The organism is Pseudomonas sp. SG20052 (assembly GCF_031766055.1).
Taxonomy (GTDB): domain Bacteria; phylum Pseudomonadota; class Gammaproteobacteria; order Pseudomonadales; family Pseudomonadaceae; genus Aquipseudomonas; species Aquipseudomonas mandelii.
In genome coordinates this window covers 353812-369951 of the sequence record NZ_CP134498.1, presented here as the reverse complement: position 1 = coordinate 369951, position 16140 = coordinate 353812, and the positions used below count along the sequence as shown (strand labels likewise).

Annotated in this window: 23 protein-coding genes; 15 read left to right on the top strand and 8 right to left on the bottom strand. The window is 58.0% G+C overall.

The genetic code is table 11. The annotated features are described in order from the left end of the window. The 6 genes from RHP74_RS01700 to RHP74_RS01675 all read right to left on the bottom strand — a co-directional run bounded on the left by RHP74_RS01700 (position 1) and on the right by RHP74_RS01675 (position 4346). Positions 1–684, bottom strand: coding sequence for a phage virion morphogenesis protein (locus tag RHP74_RS01700; protein ID WP_311097436.1), 684 nt, complete (start codon positions 682–684; stop codon positions 1–3). Next, positions 671–1123, bottom strand: a complete 453-nt coding sequence (locus RHP74_RS01695) for a phage tail protein (RefSeq protein WP_311097434.1) — start codon at positions 1121–1123, stop codon at positions 671–673. Before RHP74_RS01695 ends, RHP74_RS01700 begins: the two co-directional genes overlap by 14 nt. Further along, entirely contained in the window at positions 1120–1581 is a 462-nt protein-coding gene (locus RHP74_RS01690) for a head completion/stabilization protein (protein ID WP_311097432.1), read from the bottom strand. The genes RHP74_RS01695 and RHP74_RS01690 overlap by 4 nt, the downstream gene beginning before the upstream one ends. A 98-nt stretch (positions 1582–1679) precedes the next feature. Further along, positions 1680–2402, bottom strand: coding sequence for a phage terminase small subunit (gene gpM / locus RHP74_RS01685; protein ID WP_311097429.1), 723 nt, complete (start codon positions 2400–2402; stop codon positions 1680–1682). Then, positions 2399–3418, bottom strand: coding sequence for a phage major capsid protein, P2 family (locus tag RHP74_RS01680; RefSeq protein WP_311097427.1), 1020 nt, complete (start codon positions 3416–3418; stop codon positions 2399–2401). Before RHP74_RS01680 ends, gpM begins: the two co-directional genes overlap by 4 nt. Position 3419: 1 nt before the next feature. Then, a complete protein-coding gene (locus RHP74_RS01675; protein ID WP_311097426.1) occupies positions 3420–4346 on the bottom strand; it encodes a GPO family capsid scaffolding protein in 927 nt (308 codons plus the stop codon). Between the two features lie 162 nt (positions 4347–4508). Here RHP74_RS01675 and RHP74_RS01670 point away from each other — a divergent pair, with 162 nt between their 5' ends. The 3 genes from RHP74_RS01670 to RHP74_RS01660 all read left to right on the top strand — a co-directional run bounded on the left by RHP74_RS01670 (position 4509) and on the right by RHP74_RS01660 (position 7665). Next, entirely contained in the window at positions 4509–6551 is a 2043-nt protein-coding gene (locus RHP74_RS01670; protein ID WP_311097424.1) for a terminase large subunit domain-containing protein, read from the top strand. Then, on the top strand, positions 6463–7332 hold the full coding sequence (locus RHP74_RS01665) for a phage portal protein (protein WP_311100412.1): 870 nt from the start codon (positions 6463–6465) through the stop codon (positions 7330–7332). The genes RHP74_RS01670 and RHP74_RS01665 overlap by 89 nt, the downstream gene beginning before the upstream one ends. A 75-nt stretch (positions 7333–7407) precedes the next feature. Beyond that, positions 7408–7665: an ogr/Delta-like zinc finger family protein gene (locus RHP74_RS01660; protein WP_018929263.1), complete on the top strand. Its 258-nt coding sequence runs from the start codon at positions 7408–7410 to the stop codon at positions 7663–7665. A 57-nt stretch (positions 7666–7722) separates the two neighbouring features. Here the strand turns inward: RHP74_RS01660 and RHP74_RS01655 are convergent, their stop codons facing one another. Together RHP74_RS01655 and RHP74_RS01650 are read right to left on the bottom strand one after the other, a co-directional pair. Then, positions 7723–7908 (bottom strand): hypothetical protein, encoded by a 186-nt coding sequence (locus RHP74_RS01655; RefSeq protein ID WP_311097421.1) that lies wholly within the window; start codon positions 7906–7908, stop codon positions 7723–7725. 101 nt (positions 7909–8009) lie between these two features. Further along, a complete protein-coding gene (locus RHP74_RS01650; RefSeq protein WP_311100410.1) occupies positions 8010–8357 on the bottom strand; it encodes a helix-turn-helix domain-containing protein in 348 nt (115 codons plus the stop codon). Between the two features lie 92 nt (positions 8358–8449). On the opposite strand from RHP74_RS01650, the gene RHP74_RS01645 reads away from it, so the two are divergent. From RHP74_RS01645 to RHP74_RS01590, 12 genes are all read left to right on the top strand, one after another. Further along, the gene (locus RHP74_RS01645; protein WP_018929266.1) at positions 8450–8650 is read left to right on the top strand and encodes a DNA-binding protein; all 201 of its coding nucleotides are present in this window, start codon (positions 8450–8452) and stop codon (positions 8648–8650) included. Positions 8651–8679: 29 nt separating this feature from the next. Next, positions 8680–9159, top strand: coding sequence for a YmfL family putative regulatory protein (locus RHP74_RS01640; RefSeq protein WP_311097417.1), 480 nt, complete (start codon positions 8680–8682; stop codon positions 9157–9159). After that, the gene (locus RHP74_RS01635; RefSeq protein WP_311097415.1) at positions 9156–9521 is read left to right on the top strand and encodes a hypothetical protein; all 366 of its coding nucleotides are present in this window, start codon (positions 9156–9158) and stop codon (positions 9519–9521) included. The genes RHP74_RS01640 and RHP74_RS01635 overlap by 4 nt, the downstream gene beginning before the upstream one ends. Positions 9522–9595: 74 nt before the next feature. Continuing rightward, positions 9596–9847 (top strand): hypothetical protein, encoded by a 252-nt coding sequence (locus RHP74_RS01630; RefSeq protein WP_311097413.1) that lies wholly within the window; start codon positions 9596–9598, stop codon positions 9845–9847. Continuing rightward, positions 9844–12546: a toprim domain-containing protein gene (locus RHP74_RS01625; RefSeq protein WP_311097411.1), complete on the top strand. Its 2703-nt coding sequence runs from the start codon at positions 9844–9846 to the stop codon at positions 12544–12546. The genes RHP74_RS01630 and RHP74_RS01625 overlap by 4 nt, the downstream gene beginning before the upstream one ends. A gap of 19 nt (positions 12547–12565) precedes the next feature. Beyond that, positions 12566–12889: a hypothetical protein gene (locus RHP74_RS01620; protein ID WP_311097409.1), complete on the top strand. Its 324-nt coding sequence runs from the start codon at positions 12566–12568 to the stop codon at positions 12887–12889. Between the two features lie 59 nt (positions 12890–12948). Beyond that, positions 12949–13212: a hypothetical protein gene (locus RHP74_RS01615; protein WP_311097407.1), complete on the top strand. Its 264-nt coding sequence runs from the start codon at positions 12949–12951 to the stop codon at positions 13210–13212. Further along, a complete protein-coding gene (locus tag RHP74_RS01610; RefSeq protein ID WP_311097405.1) occupies positions 13209–13421 on the top strand; it encodes a hypothetical protein in 213 nt (70 codons plus the stop codon). Before RHP74_RS01615 ends, RHP74_RS01610 begins: the two co-directional genes overlap by 4 nt. Next, the gene (locus tag RHP74_RS01605; protein ID WP_311097403.1) at positions 13414–13734 is read left to right on the top strand and encodes an Arc family DNA-binding protein; all 321 of its coding nucleotides are present in this window, start codon (positions 13414–13416) and stop codon (positions 13732–13734) included. Before RHP74_RS01610 ends, RHP74_RS01605 begins: the two co-directional genes overlap by 8 nt. Next, on the top strand, positions 13731–13943 hold the full coding sequence (locus tag RHP74_RS01600) for a DUF4224 domain-containing protein (protein ID WP_311097401.1): 213 nt from the start codon (positions 13731–13733) through the stop codon (positions 13941–13943). The genes RHP74_RS01605 and RHP74_RS01600 overlap by 4 nt, the downstream gene beginning before the upstream one ends. Next, the gene (xerC, locus tag RHP74_RS01595) at positions 13940–15088 is read left to right on the top strand and encodes an integrase (RefSeq protein WP_311097399.1); all 1149 of its coding nucleotides are present in this window, start codon (positions 13940–13942) and stop codon (positions 15086–15088) included. Before RHP74_RS01600 ends, xerC begins: the two co-directional genes overlap by 4 nt. A 65-nt stretch (positions 15089–15153) precedes the next feature. Continuing rightward, positions 15154–15570, top strand: coding sequence for a transposase (locus RHP74_RS01590; protein ID WP_311097398.1), 417 nt, complete (start codon positions 15154–15156; stop codon positions 15568–15570). Positions 15571–16140 lie beyond the last annotated feature (570 nt).

The following is a 16140-nucleotide window of genomic DNA, read 5'->3' as shown; positions in this document are numbered from 1 at the left end:
TTAGCGGGGTGAATGTAGGATTTGTTGCAACACCTGGTTAACCAGCAGGCTGGTATCGCGGTCGGTGTTGACGCCGATGAACTGGCGTTTCGGGAGCGTGATTTCCCAGCTCTGTGCGCCGGTGGATTCGCTTCGCTCGTCGTCCAGGATGCGGATCAGCAGCCCCGCCTTGGCGTAGTTCACATGCTCTTGAATCCACGCCACTGACGGCCGGGTCAGCGTCTTTTTGCCCGACTGACGCACACGAAAGCCCAACCGACGCAGGCGCTTGGCTTGCTTGTCGGTAGCGGCGAGTCCCGGAGGGGTTTTGCTCCAGCGGCGCATCTGCGCAGCGGTACGGCGCTCGCTGACGCCGTGGTGTTGCTGCGCAGCAACCCAGCGCGTCAGCGCGTTTTTCCAGCCCAGTTCGGCTTCATCGGCGCTGACGCGGGTCACCACCATTAGCTTGGCCAGACCGGCTTCCATCTTCTTTTTGCCCTTGGCTGAACCCTTGCGCGCTTCGAAAGGTGAGCCGTCCAGGTTCTGCTGATCGCGCACACGCTTGCGGCTCATGGTCCGTACGCGCTTGGTCACGTTATTCAGCAGGCGCCGACGCAACTGGGGCGGCAGGCTGAGCAGAGCCAGTTGCTCGCGCACGCCCAGGTAACCGCGTGCGTCGAGTTCAAAGGTGCTACGGCCGGCCATGGGTGGCCACCTCGCCGCGCTCAGCGATCCACAGGTCAAACGGCACAAACGCCCAGGTCTTGCCAAAGGCCTGGATCTCACCGGCAGGGTCTTCGGCCAGGTATTGCGGCTCGACGAATTCCAACGTGATTTCCACATCGAACAGGTCATTGTCCAGCGGCTCGACGGCGAACTGCGCCGCCGGCAGTTCGTGCAGATCGCGCTCCGAATCGTGGGTTTCCAGCCAGCTGCCGATCAGGGCCATCAGCCGTGCCGGATGGTCGGCGAAGCGCTCCAGGACAATTGCAGCGCGATAGCGCATGTCGCCCAGGTGCATACCATCCACGTCGGGCTTCCAGACCAGGTTGAGCGTCACTTGCTCGGTCCAGCTGTCGAGCTGTTCAGGCTCGACCAGACGGCGCTCCAGCAGGTAGGCGGTCAGTTTCTGCAACTTGGTCATAGCAGCGCCGCCGTAATGCGGCCACGGCCCTGCAGGGCGCGCACGGCCTGCTGGCTGAAAGCCAGGAACGTGTCTTCACGCTCCGGCGCTTCCTTACCGGTGTTCTCGGCGCTCTCGCGACGGGTCACGGTTGGAAACTGCTGCAGCGCGCTGGCCTTGGCGCGGCAGTACACGGCGCGCTTGTAGAGCTTGGCCTTCAAGGCACGCTCAGGCAGCAGCGTGGAATCCGCGGATTCGACCTGGGTGATGCCGACGGCTTGCCAGCGGGCTTTGAGCTTGGCCAGGTCGGTGTTGACCTCGGCCATGGCGATGCTCAGTGCGTCGGTCAGCAGCTCGCCTAGGAACTCCGCCGGCAGGCGGTAACCCTTCTGGAACTCGGACACGGAGAGGTTCGGCCAGAAGCCGTCGTTCTCGATCGCCTGTTCCACAAAGGTGGTGGGTTTGCCTGAAAAGCTCATTGCTGGCCGCTCAAATTAGGGCGGGGAGACTGTTTTTCGTGGGGCTGGCCATGAATGGCAGACACACGTCCACAGTTCCCCGCTGGGGGGGTAGTCGGTTATTGGGCGCCGGTGACGGCGGGTGTCTGTTTGGCGATCGCCTTGCGGCATTTGGCAATGCGCGTCTCGTTGCCGGCTTTCGCGTACAACTCAGTGGAGCGCTCAAGATGCTTGAGCGCGGTTTCCCACTGCTCGGCCTCCATGGCGCGCATGCCGATCAGCTTGTGGTACTTGGACGGGATCTGTTCAGTCAGCTCCCATTCACCATCGACACGCGGCAGCAGGTCGGACAGGTACGGCTCCGGACTGCGCTGGGCGTTGTACTCGGCGTAAGCCCACTCGATCACAGCGTCCGCGACGAAGGTCTGCACGTCGCGGCGCTTGAAGCGCTCCGGCATTTCCTGGCCCTGCTCGATCGCAAAGTCCGCCAGCTCCAGCCCATCTTCGAATTGCTCGGTGTCGAACAGCCAGACCATTACCTGCACCAGGACACGGTTCGGCATCACTAGGCCCGATTCCATGTAGCGCTGGATAAAGTCCTGGTACTTGGGCAGCAGTTCCTCGCGTTTGAGTGCCTGGCGTCCGGCCAGTCCCTTGATCGCACTCAGGCGCTCCAGATCCTGATCCAGCGACGCTTCCTGCAGCAGCAGGTGTTTGCGGGCGTTGGCCGGACTGCTCAGGGCTTCCGCCGGCGAATACGCCAGCGGTGCAGCTGCAGCGGCGATCACTGCAGCGGTTCCCTGAGCCAAGGTGCGGCGCTTGTGGGCAAGGGCCAGGCTCATGCAGCCAACTCGACGTTTTCGGTCAACGCGATTTTTTCCAGTTGCTCGATCACGTAGCCCTCGTTGCGGCTGTTGTAATCCTCGACGCGAGAACGTTTCGGGTTGTCCACGGTTTGCTTGCGCCAGCTGGAGTCCTGGAAGTAGATCGACAGGTTGTCCCAGCTGGTGACCAGCACGCCGTTGACCGGGAAGAATGGAACGCTGAAGCTCGGTAGACCGCCATAGGTGGCAATGACCTGGGCGTCCTCGATGCGCTCTTTTTCGGTCGGCACGTCGCCTTGCTTGGCGTACAGCTTCGCCTTATCAGCAGCCAACAGATCGGTGCCGATGATGGCGATCAGGTCACCGCCGTCGCGCAGGCGTTCGTCCACCATCTGCTTGGTGTCATGCACCAGGGCGTCGAGGTTTGCGTAATCACCGTTCGGCCCCAAGGTGACCTTGCCGGCTACCTTGCCTTCCTTGAGCACCTGTTGCGGGGCTTGCTCGCGCAGCTGCTGCAGCCAGCCTTTATTCACGTCCTGCAGCATTGGGTAGGTGGCGATATCGGTCTGCGCTGCAGCTTTCACGCCGTGGAAGCCGACCATGATTCGATCCAGGGCGATCTGTTTCTGCACGGCAGCGGAGTAACGCTGGTGGAAGTCCGGGAACTTGGCCCAGGCGTCGATTTTCGCGTACGGCAGGCCCACATCGGATTCGGTCGAGGACAGTTCATAGGTGCTGTCATCGAGCGCGGAGGCGTCTTTCGCTTCGCGGTCAGTGGTTTTGGTGTTGGTGCGGCCGGTAACCGGGCCGGAAACGCCAATGAAGACTTTCTGACCCTTGATCTCGGTCACTGGAATGACGTTGATGCGCTGCAGGAAGTCCGACTTGGCAGTAATCGCGTCGTTCAGCTCCTGCGCGACCGAGGGTTCCACGCTGAATTGCTTGCTGGACAGCTCCACGCCGTAGGTTTCGGCGATGGCGAGCTGCAACTGCGCGTACATTTTCGCGCCGTAGGCGCTCAGAGAATGGGCCATGTCAGAGGACCCGCGCTTTGGTTTTGTCAGCTGCGCCAGTGGTGCGCGGCAGTTGACGGCCAGTGGTGGTGTTCTCCAGTACAGAGAACCGTTTCGACAGTTCCGACAGTGCAGCCAGAACGGCCTTGTTGGAGGCGCCACCCTTACGTGCGAACTCGCGCTCTTCTTCTGCAGTGGCGACGATCTCGTCCACCGCCGCGCTTACGTCATCGATCGGGGCTTGATCGGGTTCTGGTGCTTCTTCGGCTGCAGGCTCGATCACGGCCTGAATGCCGGCAGCGACGACCAGCAGCTGCGCCAGCAGGGCTTTCAAGGCCGTTGCGGTAGCTTCATCCATTGGGGGTTTGCTCTCGGTTGGGGTTTGCGTAGTGGTTTCGGTGGGGTTGTCTTCAGCGCTGAAACGCTTGAACAGGCCAGTGAGGAGCGCGGTGAGCTTGCCCAGCTCGCCCTTGGGCTCGTTTTCACGGAAGGAGCCCAGCTCGACGGAGGACGCAAAATAAGCGTCCCGACTGGTCCGACTGGAAAAATAGAGTTCCTGGGTGCCCACGCTGGCGGGTTCGTCAGTGACCGCGATACCGGTCATGTAGGCTTTGCCACGGCCACGGAAATTCGGGCGAATCTCAATGCTGGTGAAGACTTTTTCACCGGCGTCATTCAGGCGCAGCAGCTTGTCGTTGGGCTTCAGCTGCGCTTCAAGGGCGACTTGGCCTGGTTCCAGGTCTTCGCCTTCCTCAATGAGACGGACAGCAAAAACTGTCCCGAAGGAGCCGAACCAACGTTCGTGTTCGCACCAGATAACGGCGGTGTACAACGCCGGGTTGTACGTCTCCGCGATATCGCGCAGTTCCTGGGGAAGGATCTCGCGGCCATCGACGGTCGGGCCGCTGGTGGCAACACGTTTCCAGTAGGAGACAAGGGAACGGGGCATGAGTGATAACTGCGCTCAATCGTTGAATGAGCCGCCACAATAGGGAGCCGTTTGCACCCAAACAAACGGTTCAAATTCGTGTTTCTCCTATATTCGCGATATAGGCGGATCACGGAATTTAACCCCGCGTTTCCAGCGTTTTCGCCGCATAGACTGCGGCCCATGAACTACCCGACCGAAGTCAAAGAAGCCGCCAAACGCCTTTACCTGCGCCGCTGTTCGGTGAAGGAAATCCAGGCGCATTTGAAGCTGCCCAACATCCGCATCGTCTATTACTGGATCCGCCAAGGATGCTGGGACGAGATGTTGACGGACGAGGAACCGCTGACCGCCATCAGCCGGCGAATCACCCTGATCCTGGAGAAAGTCGACACGCTGTCAAAGGGCGAACTCGACGAACTGGAGCGCCTGACTACCCTGCGTGAACGCCTGATTAAGCAGTCGGCCAAGCCTGCGCCGGCAGCGTCGTCCGACAGTCCGGACGCGCCCCGGGAACGTCCCTCGGGCCAGCGCCGCGATCGGGGCGATGGTGGTGGCAAGAAGCGCGAAAAGAAGGCCAAGAACGACATCAGCGGCCTGACCGAAGTGGACTTCCTGGATAAGTTCATCTCGAAGATGTACGGCTACCAGAAAGAGCTGTTCGAGGCGAAACAGAACCCGCTGACACGCCGGATCCGGAACATCCTCAAAAGCCGGCAGGTCGGCCTTACCTACTACTTCGCCGGCGAAGCGTTCATGGATGCCGTGTTGAGCGGCGATAACCAGGTGTTCCTGTCCGCCAGTCGATCGCAGTCCGAGATTTTCCGCAGCTACATCATCCAGTTCGCCCAGCAGTGGTTCGGCATCGAGCTGACCGGCAACCCCATCACCCTCAGCAACGGCGCCGAACTGCGCTTTCTCAGCACCAACAGCAGCACCGCCCAGGGCTACCACGGCCACGTCTACGTGGACGAATATTTCTGGATCCGTGACTTCGAAAAACTCAGCACCGTGGCCAGCGCCATGGGCACCCACAAGAAATGGCGCAAAACCTATTTCTCGACGCCCAGCGCAGTGTCGCACCAGGCTTACCCGTTCTGGTCGGGCGAAGAGTTCCGCAACAGCAAGCGCGGCAAGAAGGCTGGCGGCGTCTGGCCTAGCGAATCGGCCTACACGCAGGGCGCGCTGTGTCCGGACGGCCAGTGGCGCAAGACCATCACCCTGGACGATGCGATCGCCGGCGGCTGCGATCTGTTCGACCTCGAGCAGCTGCAGCTGGAGTACGACGAAGACAAGTTCCAGCAGCTGTTCTACTGCAAGTTCATCGACAGCACCCAAAGCGCGTTCAGTCTCAAGGATCTGGAGCGCTGTTACTCCGATCTGTCGTTGTGGGAGGACTACAACCCGGATCTGGATCGACCATTCGGCAACAGCCCAGTTTGGTTGGGCTACGACCCGAGCCGCACCCGCGACGATGCCACCTGCGTGGTCATTGCGCCACCGCTCGAACCCGGGGCGAAGTTCCGGATCCTGGAGAAGCACAGTTGGCGGGGCCACTCGTTCACCTACCAGGCCGCCCAGGTCAAGAAGCTGACCGAACGCTTCAACGTCCAGCACATCGGCATCGACGTCACCGGTGTGGGTTATGGCGTGTTCGACCTAGTGCGCGACTTCTACGCGAAGGCGACCCCGATTCACTACAGCCTTGAGGCGAAAAACGCCCTGGTGCTCAAGGCCCAGGACACGATCCAAGGCAGCCGCATCGAGTGGGACGCCGGCTGGACGGACATTGCCCAGGCCTTCCTGACCATCAAACGGGGCTCGACCAACAGCGGCCAGATCACCTACAGCGCCTCGCGCACCGAGGCCACCGGCCACGCCGATATTGCCTGGGCGGTGATGCACGCCCTGTCCAACGAACCTTTGAACACCAACAAGCGGCGCCGTAGCCGCTACGTCACGAGTAATCACAGCAGCCATGGCCAACCGCAAACGCAAAAAACCTCACGTAACCCAACAACCGCAGCAGCCCATGCGCACCTTCACGTTCGGGGAGCCCGAGCAAGTGCTGTCCGGCAACATCGGCGAGTACGTGGGGGTGTTTCCCAGCGACGACGGCAAGATCTACAAACCGCCAGTGTCGCGGGTTGGTTTGGCCAAGCTGTTGCGCGCCAACGCGCACCATGGCGCCATTCCGAAGTTCAAGCGCAACCTGCTGCTGCGTGAGTTCATCCCCTCCCCCGGCTGCAGCACTCAGACTATGGGCCGCGCAGGGCTGGACTACATGGTGTTCGGCGAATCGTATTGCTACAAACACCGAAACGCCTTCGGCCAGACCCTGACGCTCGAACACCTGCCGGCGATCAACATGCGGGTCAAGGTCGGCGGTGGGTTCGTGATGTTGCTACCCGACAACAAGGAAATGGAGTTCGACCAGGACGAGATCGCCCACGTCCTGGACTACGACGTGGAACAGAACATCTACGGGGTTCCGGACTATCTGGGCGGTCTGCAGGCGCTGTTGCTCAACGAAGCCGCGACCCTGTTCCGTCGCCGGTACTACAGCAACGGCGCGCACGCCGGCTACATCTTCTACACCAACGACCCCGACCTGACCGAGGAAGACGAGGACGAGCTGCGCGCACAGATCAGTGCCAGCAAGGGCGTGGGCAACTTTCGCTCGATGTTCGTGAACATCCCCAATGGCAAGGAAAACGCGATCCAGATCATCCCCGTGGGTGATTTCCAGGCCAAGGACGAGCTGGAGAAGGTGAAGAACATCACGCGAAACGATGTCATCGCCGCCTGGCGCATGAACCCTGCTTTGGCCGGCATCATTCCGGAAAACACCGGCGGTTTCGGCGACATCGAGAAAATCGATCGGGTGTACACCAGCAACGAAATCCGGCCGATCTGCCAGCTGTTCAACCAGCTGAATGAGACGCTGCGAGAAGATAGGCGATTCAGCTGGCGAGAAGAGCCAGAAGCAGTGGATACCACTACATGAAGCGCTCAACAGAGAGAATGCCACTACATATTGTGGCAATATGGCGGCGATCAGCTGCCCCTGGGGAGGGACATAATGAGAGTTGTATGCAAATGCGGACACAAGGGCCGGATTGCTTCGCGGGAAGAAGTGACCATGGATTTTGTGAAGCTGTACTGCCAGTGCCTGGACGCAAAGTGCGGGCACACTTGGGTGGCAAACCTCACGTTCTCACACACGTTAAGCCCGTCGTCGCAGTCGTTCGAGCGGATGCTGATCGATCGCCTGCGCGACATGCCCAGGGCGAAACAACGGGAGCTGTTCGAACAGTTGGGATCGCAGGCCGTGGCGTAGCGGCAAACCGCCGACACATGGCCGGCGATCAGTTACAACTGTTCCGACAATTGAAAATTAGCTCCCGGATGGTTTTTTCGGATTGGTTGCAAGTACCTCAGAAAGCCGCCGGAGCTGTAACTGCTCTTGCTCGCTCAGCCGACGGTATAGACCGATCAGACGGCGTTCAATTTCGGTCAAGCCACGCCATTCAAATTCATTAAAACCGGCGTAAGCGGCTGCTTTGGTGGTGCGATCCAACATGCGTACTACTCCATAAAATGCATAGCTGAATCGACGTTTTGGGGGCGCCAAATGGCATTGAAACGGGAGCGCGACTAATGAGTCATGCGCATTGTTGCAAGTTAAGACTTGTGACGACCCGCGTCGTCCGCCATCGCTTGAAGGAAGCGGCGGATCGCTTTCTGATCATCGTCAGAGATAGTTCTGAACTGGTTTATCAACTCCTCTTCCGACGCGCTAAAAAGTTGCCCCAACGGGGTCGAGCGACGGCCAGTGAGCACGTATGCCGCATCCACACCACGTTCTTCAAGCGCTGTTACATACCGCAGGTCAAGGGAGCTTGCTCCCAATTCGTAGTTTTTTTGCGTTCCCCGACTGACCCCGAGAAGCACACCAAAATCAGTTTGATTTAACCCCAAGCGCTCGCGCTCTTCCCTGAGGCGTTCACCCACTCGATCCGCTATGAGCATTTTTTTAGTCACCACCATTGACTTGATCATTTTTTTGACCAAGAATCACCACAGACGAACGCAAACAAACACTAACGAACAGAGGGAACACTATGCCCGCCACCGTTACACACGAGCAAGCCCGGGCGGCTCTCGATCGAAAAGGCGTCAGCATTGCAGAGTTCAGTCGCAAACACGGGCTGAACAAAAATTTAGTCAGCGACCTATTGAACGGTCGGATCAAAGGTCGCCGTGGGGAGGCACATCGAGCCGCCGTACTACTTGGTATCAAAGACGGCGAAATCGAACAGTAGTGGCAGCGCTCAACAGGGAAAAGTAGAAGATGAAAAGCCCGATCCTAAAAACTCGCAAAGAAGTAATGAGCGAGATCATTCGTAGCTACACAGGCGGACGCGAAGCCGCCGCTGCACGCTTGGAAATGAAGCTCAAAAAGTTCGACAACCATGCATACGAAAATGCCGGTTGCAGCCCTCTCAGTGACGCACAGGTCTACATGCTCGAGCAGGACTGTGGCACCCACCACTTCCCGAACTATGTAGCGTCCCTGTACGGCGGCCTCTTCGTACCCGTGGCCGACCCCGAGACGCTGGACAATGTGGAGATGTACGCCCGGTCGGTGCAGGTAGCAGCGCAACGCGGTTGTGTTGACCAGGCCATAGCCAAGGCGCTTGAAGACGGCTCGATCAACAAAGAAGAAGCCGAGTTGATCCTCAACGCGCACAACCTCCACATGGCAGCACGGCACGCGGAAGTGCTGGCAGCCATCGATCTGTATCGCTCTAAATCGGTGAACGGCCAATGAACAATCTGCCTGCAGTGCAGGAATATCAGGACATGCTCAAAGCTGCGGCGTTGGTGTTCCTTAAGCGGCATCAGTGCGAACACCTTGGCGATGATCAGCAACTGCTCAAACGCGCAATTCAACACTTAGTGGCGGACTTCGACGTACTGACCCCAACCGCCGAAAAGATGGTTCATCTGGCCTATAGCGATCTGTCTGCAGCCAACGATCGGCAGCGCCTGGACGTCCTCACCAGTACGCCGACACACACCGTCATTACCGACACTGCCACCGGTGAGGTTTGGGCTGTCCCTGTCAGCCTGATCTATGAACGCATTCTCAACGCACCGGACAACGGGCGCTTTCGCATAACCACTCCGTAACACCCAACCAATAAATCCCCGATCCCCCATTCCCGTGGGTTTGGGTGAGCTGCGCCCGAAATTGAGGTTTGACGATGGAAAACGCCATGAACATCAACGCAAAGCTGTCGCCGAATGAGGCTCAAGCGCTCTTGGTCAACCTGCGCGAACAGTACCGTCTCAGCCTCAATGAACTCTGGTACTCAGACCAATATCGCCTGATCCCGGACGGTCTTCGCCACGGATCAATCCTCGCCAATTGCCCAGTTATGGCGGCACGTAAACACCTGATCGGCGCCCTCGCCGATGCCCTGACTCAAAGCCTCAAAACAGTGAAAAAACCATGAGAGACGATCTTCGAATCGACGTCCTGCAGCGCCTTGAATCCGATTACGGCCTGAAACACCGTACGGGAACCGACTACATGCGCGGCGGAACTTGCCCGGCCTGCAACCAGAAGACGCTGTTCACGCGCTTCTCTGCTCCTTGGATGGTCATCTGCGGGCGCCCTGAAAAGTGCAAACACACCATGCCCGTCAAGGAAATCTACGACGATCTGTTTGAGGATTGGAGTAAACGTGTGCCTGCAACCACGGATCAACCGACCGCTACAGCACGGGCTTATCTGGAGTTCGGGCGAGGCTTCCGCCATGAAGTCCTCGCAGGCTGGTACACCCAAGAAAGTTTCTATTGCCCAACGGCCAATGCCGGCACAGCCACCGTGCGCTTTCCCTTGGAGAAAGGCGGCTACTGGGAACGGCTGATTGATAAGCCCCACCGCTTCGGTAAGAAAAAGGCACGCTTCAAAACGGGCGAAAGCTACAAAGGTGTGTGGTGGTGCCCGCCATGCGTCGATCTGTTGGAAGTCAAAGAGCTTTGGATTACCGAAGGAATCTTCGACGCCATCGCACTCGTTCACAACGACATCGCAGCCGTGGCGGCAATGTCCTCCAATGCCTTTCCGGAAGCGTCGCTGCAGAAACTGGTCGAATTGCGTGCCGGCAAACTGCCGACGCTTGTGTGGGCACCTGACAACGAGCCAGAGGCATGTGAATACGCTCGCCGATGGGTTCGCCTGGCCCGTGAAATGGGATTCACCTGCAGAGCCGCCCTGATTCCCCAGCCAGGCCGCAAAGTCGACTGGAATGACCTCCACCAACGCTGGCAATTCGAAGACGACGAAGAGAAGCGCTTGCACCGTCGCTCCCGTGACTTTGACATTGCACGCCATCAGGGCGACCTACTGCTGGCCGAGTCTCCCCGGGAAAAGGCGCTGCTGATCTACACCTGGGAAGAGGATGGTTCGGAATTCCACTTCGACTTTGCTAACCGTATGTACTGGGCAAAGTTCGACCTACACAAGCTGGACGAAGAACAGCGAGAGCTGCTGAACAGCGATGATCACGACGACCAGCTGCTGAACGATAAAGCCGCGAGACGCAAGGCGTTGGAGAGCGCCTGCTCATTAAAGCTGTTGGCCAATTGCAAGTTCGAGGCTCTGTACAAGCAGGTGAATGAGTCGACCGGCGAAGCTTGGTATTACGTGCGGATCTGCCCGCCAAACGACGCCCCCAGCGAGAAGATCACCTTCACGCTGAAACAGTTTGCATCGAGCGGAGAATTCAAAGCCCGGCTGTTGTACTCCAGCGCTGTCTGGCTGGGCGCACAAAAGCACCTGGATCAAATCTCGATGAAGCAGATCGAGGGCATTAAGAACGTCGAAACCGTGGACTTTGTCGGGTACAGCAAGGAACACGGCGCATACATCTTCAATGACCTGGCTTGCCATAACGGGACGGTGTTTAAACCCAACAAGGACGACTATTTCGAGTTCGGCAAACGCCGCGTGAAGTGTTTGGTCAAGAACGTGAAGATCAATCCCAAGGCCAACCGTGACGGTTACCGCGACGACTGGCTGGAGAAGCTGTGGCTATGTTTCGGTGCCAAGGGGCTTATGGCCCTAACGTTTTGGTTCGGTTCGCTGTTCGCGGAGCAGATCCGTGCAAAGTACGAAAGCTTTCCGTTCCTTGAAGCCACCGGTGAAGCGGACGCCGGCAAGACCACGTTAATCGTGTTCCTGTGGAAACTCTTCGGCCGCCATTACGAAGGCTTCGACCCTAAAAAAGGCACCACATCTGGCCGCAGCCGGGCGATGGGCCAGGTCGCGGGCATGCCAGTCGTGCTGATCGAGGGCGATCGGAATAGCGACGCAGCAAACACGAAATCATTTGATTGGGACGAACTGAAGGACTTTTTCGGCGGCGGTCTATTGGGCACTCGTGGCGTGAAAAACAATACAAACGAAACCTACGAGCCTGAGTTTCGCGGGACTATTGCTATCAGCATGAACGCCCCGGTGACCGGCCACGAAGCCATCATCAGCCGAATCGTAAAACTGCACTTCCTCAAGCCCAAGATCACCCCTGAAAGCACTGCAGCAGCGGATGCGCTTAACCAGGTGGAAATAGATGAAGTTAGCAATTTTCTTGTTCAAGCGATCAGCCACGAACCGCAGGTGATGGCTCTATTTGCAGAGAAGTACCCGAAACATCGCGAGTACCTGCGTTCCCTTCGCTCCATCGGTTCCGCTCGGATCATCAAGAACCACAGCATGATGCTCGCGCTGCTGGACTGTCTCGCCCTGGTTCTGCCCCTCAGCGGAACGATGATCGAGGACGCCCGTAGTGAAGTCATCGCCATGGCGCATGAACGCCAGGCCGCGATCGTTACCGATCCGCCGGAGGTCGTCGAGTTCTGGCAGGTGTACGACTACCTGGAATCACTCAGCAGCGAGCCGCTGGTCAACCACAGCAAAAAGCCGGAAATCATCGCAATCAACCTCAACGGCTTCGCGAAGATCGCGGCCGAGCATCGCCAGAAACTGGCCGACCTCACCACCCTGCGCAGCCTCCTGCGTGATTGCCGATCGCACAAGCTGATCGACATCAACCGCACCACCTCCAGCGCGATCAACAGCATTCAGCGCCGGCACAACCTGGTGAATCCCCCGCCCGAATCGGTCAGTTGCTGGCACTTCAAAGCCTGACAGCCACAAGGAGAGAGAAATGCATATTCAAGTCATCACCGGCGCCGGCCGGGAGGGCGATACAGATCGTCACAAACACATGCGGAGTCTGCAGGAGTGGATGGGAGAACCGGCGCCCGTTCACGCAGAAGCATACGGTACGACGGGGCTGGTCGAGATTCTTGAGGTACGCGCAGTAGGTGGGGACAACGAGATTCTGGTGTTGGGATGCACCACAGAGCAAATCCAAGCGGTATTGGAATGGCAGTCAGCAACAGAAGAAGTGACCGAGCTTGAGGATCTGCTGATCCACCTGGTCAAGAAGGCGCGTTTACCACAACGGCTTGCCGGCGAAGGCCGGTAACGAAAGTGGTGCCGAGGGGTTGCAGCCCCCCGACACCGACCACCACTGAGGGCAACACGATGAAAGCACAGCACGACAGCGGTAGCGACTTGAAGGCTAACACACAGGGCAGCGTTGACGCCCAGTCCGCCCGCCATCTGACGGCGATCCGGATAGTCGGCACAGCGTTGTTTGATTACCAGGTGCGCAAAACCGACGAGACGCGGATCCGCCTCGAATGCCTGGCCAGCTTTGCCAAGCAGCAAGGCGACATCGACGCGGTAGAAGCCGCCATTGTGGCCCAGTTGCTGGCCAGCAATGCGTCGTCAGGGGTTACGTTATGAACGAAGGGAAGGTCATTCGAGAGCGGCCGGCAATGGCCAGTAAACGACTGGACCTACCGAGCATCTGCGACATCTGCGGCAACGCCAGATCCACCCGTAAACATCAAAAATGCAGCCGTATTCGCCAGCAACGAAAGACTGAGGAATGGGCCGCTGTAATGGCCGAAAGGGCTGCAATCAGAAAAGCAAAGGAACGCCGTTATGTCTAAATCCCGTGAGCAAGATAAGTTTGTCCTCCGCCTCCCTGATGGACTGCGCGACCGCATCACCACCTTGGCGAGTAAGAATCACCGCAGCATGAACAGTGAAATCATCAATAGGCTTGAGCGCTCAATGGTCAATACAGAGCTGTGCACACTCCAGGCTCAGTTAATCCAGCAGCTCAGCGATCGGATCGTGGAGCTGGAAACCAGGGTGCCAGAATCGAACTCGTTGGTTTCTACTACGCTTCCTTTAGGACCCGTCTCTACACTGCAGTGCCTTCAGGCGCGGGAACCTTCAGGTTCGAGGGCTGAGTCGTGACTCAAGTAACACCTGGTGTTTTGACCTTTCAAGACCTGCAGCAAATCACTGGTTATCAACGCAGATCGGATGTTGAACGATCGTTAATCGACCAAGGCGTGCGGTTATTCCGTGGCCGGACTGGCCCCTGGACAACTCTTGATCTGATTAATCATGCCGGCGGCGTCACGTCGGCCAGCGCTGAAAGGTATGACTCCGACATATTATGAGGCGAGCGAGGAAGCGTAAGCACAATCCCCATATTCCTGCCCATGTCGATCAGGCCGCCCTCCCGGCGGCCATTTACTTCGACCATCGCGGCAGTGGAGTCTGGTACACCCTTCACTACGACGAGACAGGAAAGCAGCGCCGCAAGAACGTGGCGCCTGCTGACGTATCGTTGGCAGAACTTCACCGGATCATGGACGAGGCGTCCAACGTCGATCGTGGCACCCTCCGCTACGTCTGCGAGCAATTCCATCAGAGCGACCGTTACAAGAAGCTCGCGCCGAAGACTCACGACGACTACTGCTACTCCCGCGATGTACTGCTAAACATCCCCACCAAATTGGGTAAGCCACTGGGCGATCTGGCAGTGAAGAAGTTCACCGCCGCCCTGGTGCAACGCATTGTCGATCGGCTCGCGGACGAGGGCACGCCCTCTAAGGCCGCGCACGCGCTGCGATATCTGCGCCGCGTGCTGCAGTGGGGACGCAATCGTGGATTCCTGGAGGTTAACCCCGCCCTGGGCATCGAGGCGCCGATTGAACGAAAGCAACGCCGGTTGCCACGGCAGAAGGTGATGGATGTTCTGATCGATCGTGCAACGGCGCGGGGACGGCTGGCACGCAATGAGCCAGGCGGTTGTCCCGAGTACCTGGCCAGCGTGATGGAGCTGGCGTACCTGTGCCGACTACGCGGCATCGAGGTCGTGACACTCACTGATGCCAACGAGCTGGAAGAAGGAATACTGACCAATCGGCGCAAGGGCAGTCGGGACAACATTGTCCGCTGGACTCCGCGGCTGCGTGCGGTGTGGGATGGCGCAAAGGCTCTCCGCGCCAGGACCTGGGAAAGCCGGAAGACGCCGATCCCGATCGCACCGTCCAAGCGCTTTATCATCGTGGCCAGCCACGGTGGCCCGCTTCGGAAAACCAGCCTCGACACTGCTTGGCAGCGATTCATCACACTGGCGATCGCGGACGGGAACATTCACCCGGAAGATCGTTTCGCCTTGCATGACTTAAAGCGGCGCGGCATCACTGATACGACCGGCACCAGGGCAGACAAACAGGAAGCCAGTGGTCACCGTGATGCGAAAATGATGGATGTCTATGACCACAGTGTCCCTGTTGTTTCGCCTTCTGCCGATTAACGGAACTGGCTCTTGTATTGCCTGCTAGCCTGAAAGCGGACACCGCCAACGAAAAGGATGACGCAATGCCAGACGAACATATCTCCCCCTTGCAACACACAATGCAACAACTTGTGGATCTCTCGATGAGAGAGGGCTATTGCGACATCACATTTCATAACGCCCCACCATTAATTGGCGTTCGGTTGAAACCCACTCTGAATGCCGCACTTATGTATGGAGCTGGAGCAGTGAAAATCAAAGAGCTGATGGACAGGGTGGAAACAAGAGACGGTGCCGTATTCCGGGCAGTTGATGTCTGGGTGATCGTCCAGTTTCCATATGGATTGCCTAGCGCGAAAGATCTGGCAGAAGTCGACCTGGCCGATGGTGAAGCGGAGGTGGCGCCAGGAGTTTCTATGAGATTGATGGCGAAGCAGGTCTACCACTGCAAGGATGACGATGAAGCGGAAGCAATGCTGAGGCGAGTGCTCGCAGCATAGGCAAGAGACCGTAACCCCACGTAAGAAGAGAACCGAAGCCTGCGAAACACGCGGGCTTTCACGTGTTTGCACGTAACAACAGACTCCGTAACTTATTGATTTTATTGTTTAAAGCATCTTCCTTGTAATCAGTAGGTCCCGGGTTCGACTCCTGGTGCCGGCACCATACAAGGTTCCATAGAAGGCTTTCAAAATCTCTGGAACCCCCGAAAAACCCGCCTTCTGGCGGGTTTTTTCGTTTTAGCGCTCCATCGGTTTCCGCCAGAAACTGGTGGATTCCAACCGTTTTAAGGGTAGAGTTTGGGATACAGGTCACTTCGATCGCGCATGGGGAAACGTGCCATCATCACTTCTACAACTAATTGAAGCCGTACTGTTTTTTTGATACTTAGTCTAGATCTGACCAGGAAATTCAAAAGCTTCTATCTTCTTTGAATGAAAGAAATGAGTTTCGCCTAAGGTAATCCTCTGGAGAATCTCAAGTGGGGGGGTTCGGTAGCGGCACAGCCAAAAGTGTATGGAGTACTCCGCAATGGGGTATTCCCGCGCCAAGTCGGCATATCGATTCGC

Bases quoted from the DNA above. Each gene is read 5' to 3' on its own strand.
- RHP74_RS01700 (WP_311097436.1), bottom strand. From the start codon at position 684: ATGGCCGGCCGTAGCACCTTTGAACTCGACGCACGCGGTTACCTGGGC.
- RHP74_RS01695 (WP_311097434.1), bottom strand. From the start codon at position 1,123: ATGACCAAGTTGCAGAAACTGACCGCCTACCTGCTGGAGCGCCGTCTG.
- RHP74_RS01690 (WP_311097432.1), bottom strand. From the start codon at position 1,581: ATGAGCTTTTCAGGCAAACCCACCACCTTTGTGGAACAGGCGATCGAG.
- gpM (WP_311097429.1), bottom strand. From the start codon at position 2,402: ATGAGCCTGGCCCTTGCCCACAAGCGCCGCACCTTGGCTCAGGGAACC.
- RHP74_RS01680 (WP_311097427.1), bottom strand. From the start codon at position 3,418: ATGGCCCATTCTCTGAGCGCCTACGGCGCGAAAATGTACGCGCAGTTG.
- RHP74_RS01675 (WP_311097426.1), bottom strand. From the start codon at position 4,346: ATGCCCCGTTCCCTTGTCTCCTACTGGAAACGTGTTGCCACCAGCGGC.
- RHP74_RS01670 (WP_311097424.1), top strand. From the start codon at position 4,509: ATGAACTACCCGACCGAAGTCAAAGAAGCCGCCAAACGCCTTTACCTG.
- RHP74_RS01660 (WP_018929263.1), top strand. From the start codon at position 7,408: ATGAGAGTTGTATGCAAATGCGGACACAAGGGCCGGATTGCTTCGCGG.
- RHP74_RS01655 (WP_311097421.1), bottom strand. From the start codon at position 7,908: ATGTTGGATCGCACCACCAAAGCAGCCGCTTACGCCGGTTTTAATGAA.
- RHP74_RS01650 (WP_311100410.1), bottom strand. From the start codon at position 8,357: ATGCTCATAGCGGATCGAGTGGGTGAACGCCTCAGGGAAGAGCGCGAG.
- RHP74_RS01645 (WP_018929266.1), top strand. From the start codon at position 8,450: ATGCCCGCCACCGTTACACACGAGCAAGCCCGGGCGGCTCTCGATCGA.
- RHP74_RS01640 (WP_311097417.1), top strand. From the start codon at position 8,680: ATGAAAAGCCCGATCCTAAAAACTCGCAAAGAAGTAATGAGCGAGATC.
- RHP74_RS01635 (WP_311097415.1), top strand. From the start codon at position 9,156: ATGAACAATCTGCCTGCAGTGCAGGAATATCAGGACATGCTCAAAGCT.
- RHP74_RS01630 (WP_311097413.1), top strand. From the start codon at position 9,596: ATGGAAAACGCCATGAACATCAACGCAAAGCTGTCGCCGAATGAGGCT.
- RHP74_RS01625 (WP_311097411.1), top strand. From the start codon at position 9,844: ATGAGAGACGATCTTCGAATCGACGTCCTGCAGCGCCTTGAATCCGAT.
- RHP74_RS01620 (WP_311097409.1), top strand. From the start codon at position 12,566: ATGCATATTCAAGTCATCACCGGCGCCGGCCGGGAGGGCGATACAGAT.
- RHP74_RS01615 (WP_311097407.1), top strand. From the start codon at position 12,949: ATGAAAGCACAGCACGACAGCGGTAGCGACTTGAAGGCTAACACACAG.
- RHP74_RS01610 (WP_311097405.1), top strand. From the start codon at position 13,209: ATGAACGAAGGGAAGGTCATTCGAGAGCGGCCGGCAATGGCCAGTAAA.
- RHP74_RS01605 (WP_311097403.1), top strand. From the start codon at position 13,414: ATGTCTAAATCCCGTGAGCAAGATAAGTTTGTCCTCCGCCTCCCTGAT.
- xerC (WP_311097399.1), top strand. From the start codon at position 13,940: ATGAGGCGAGCGAGGAAGCGTAAGCACAATCCCCATATTCCTGCCCAT.
- RHP74_RS01590 (WP_311097398.1), top strand. From the start codon at position 15,154: ATGCCAGACGAACATATCTCCCCCTTGCAACACACAATGCAACAACTT.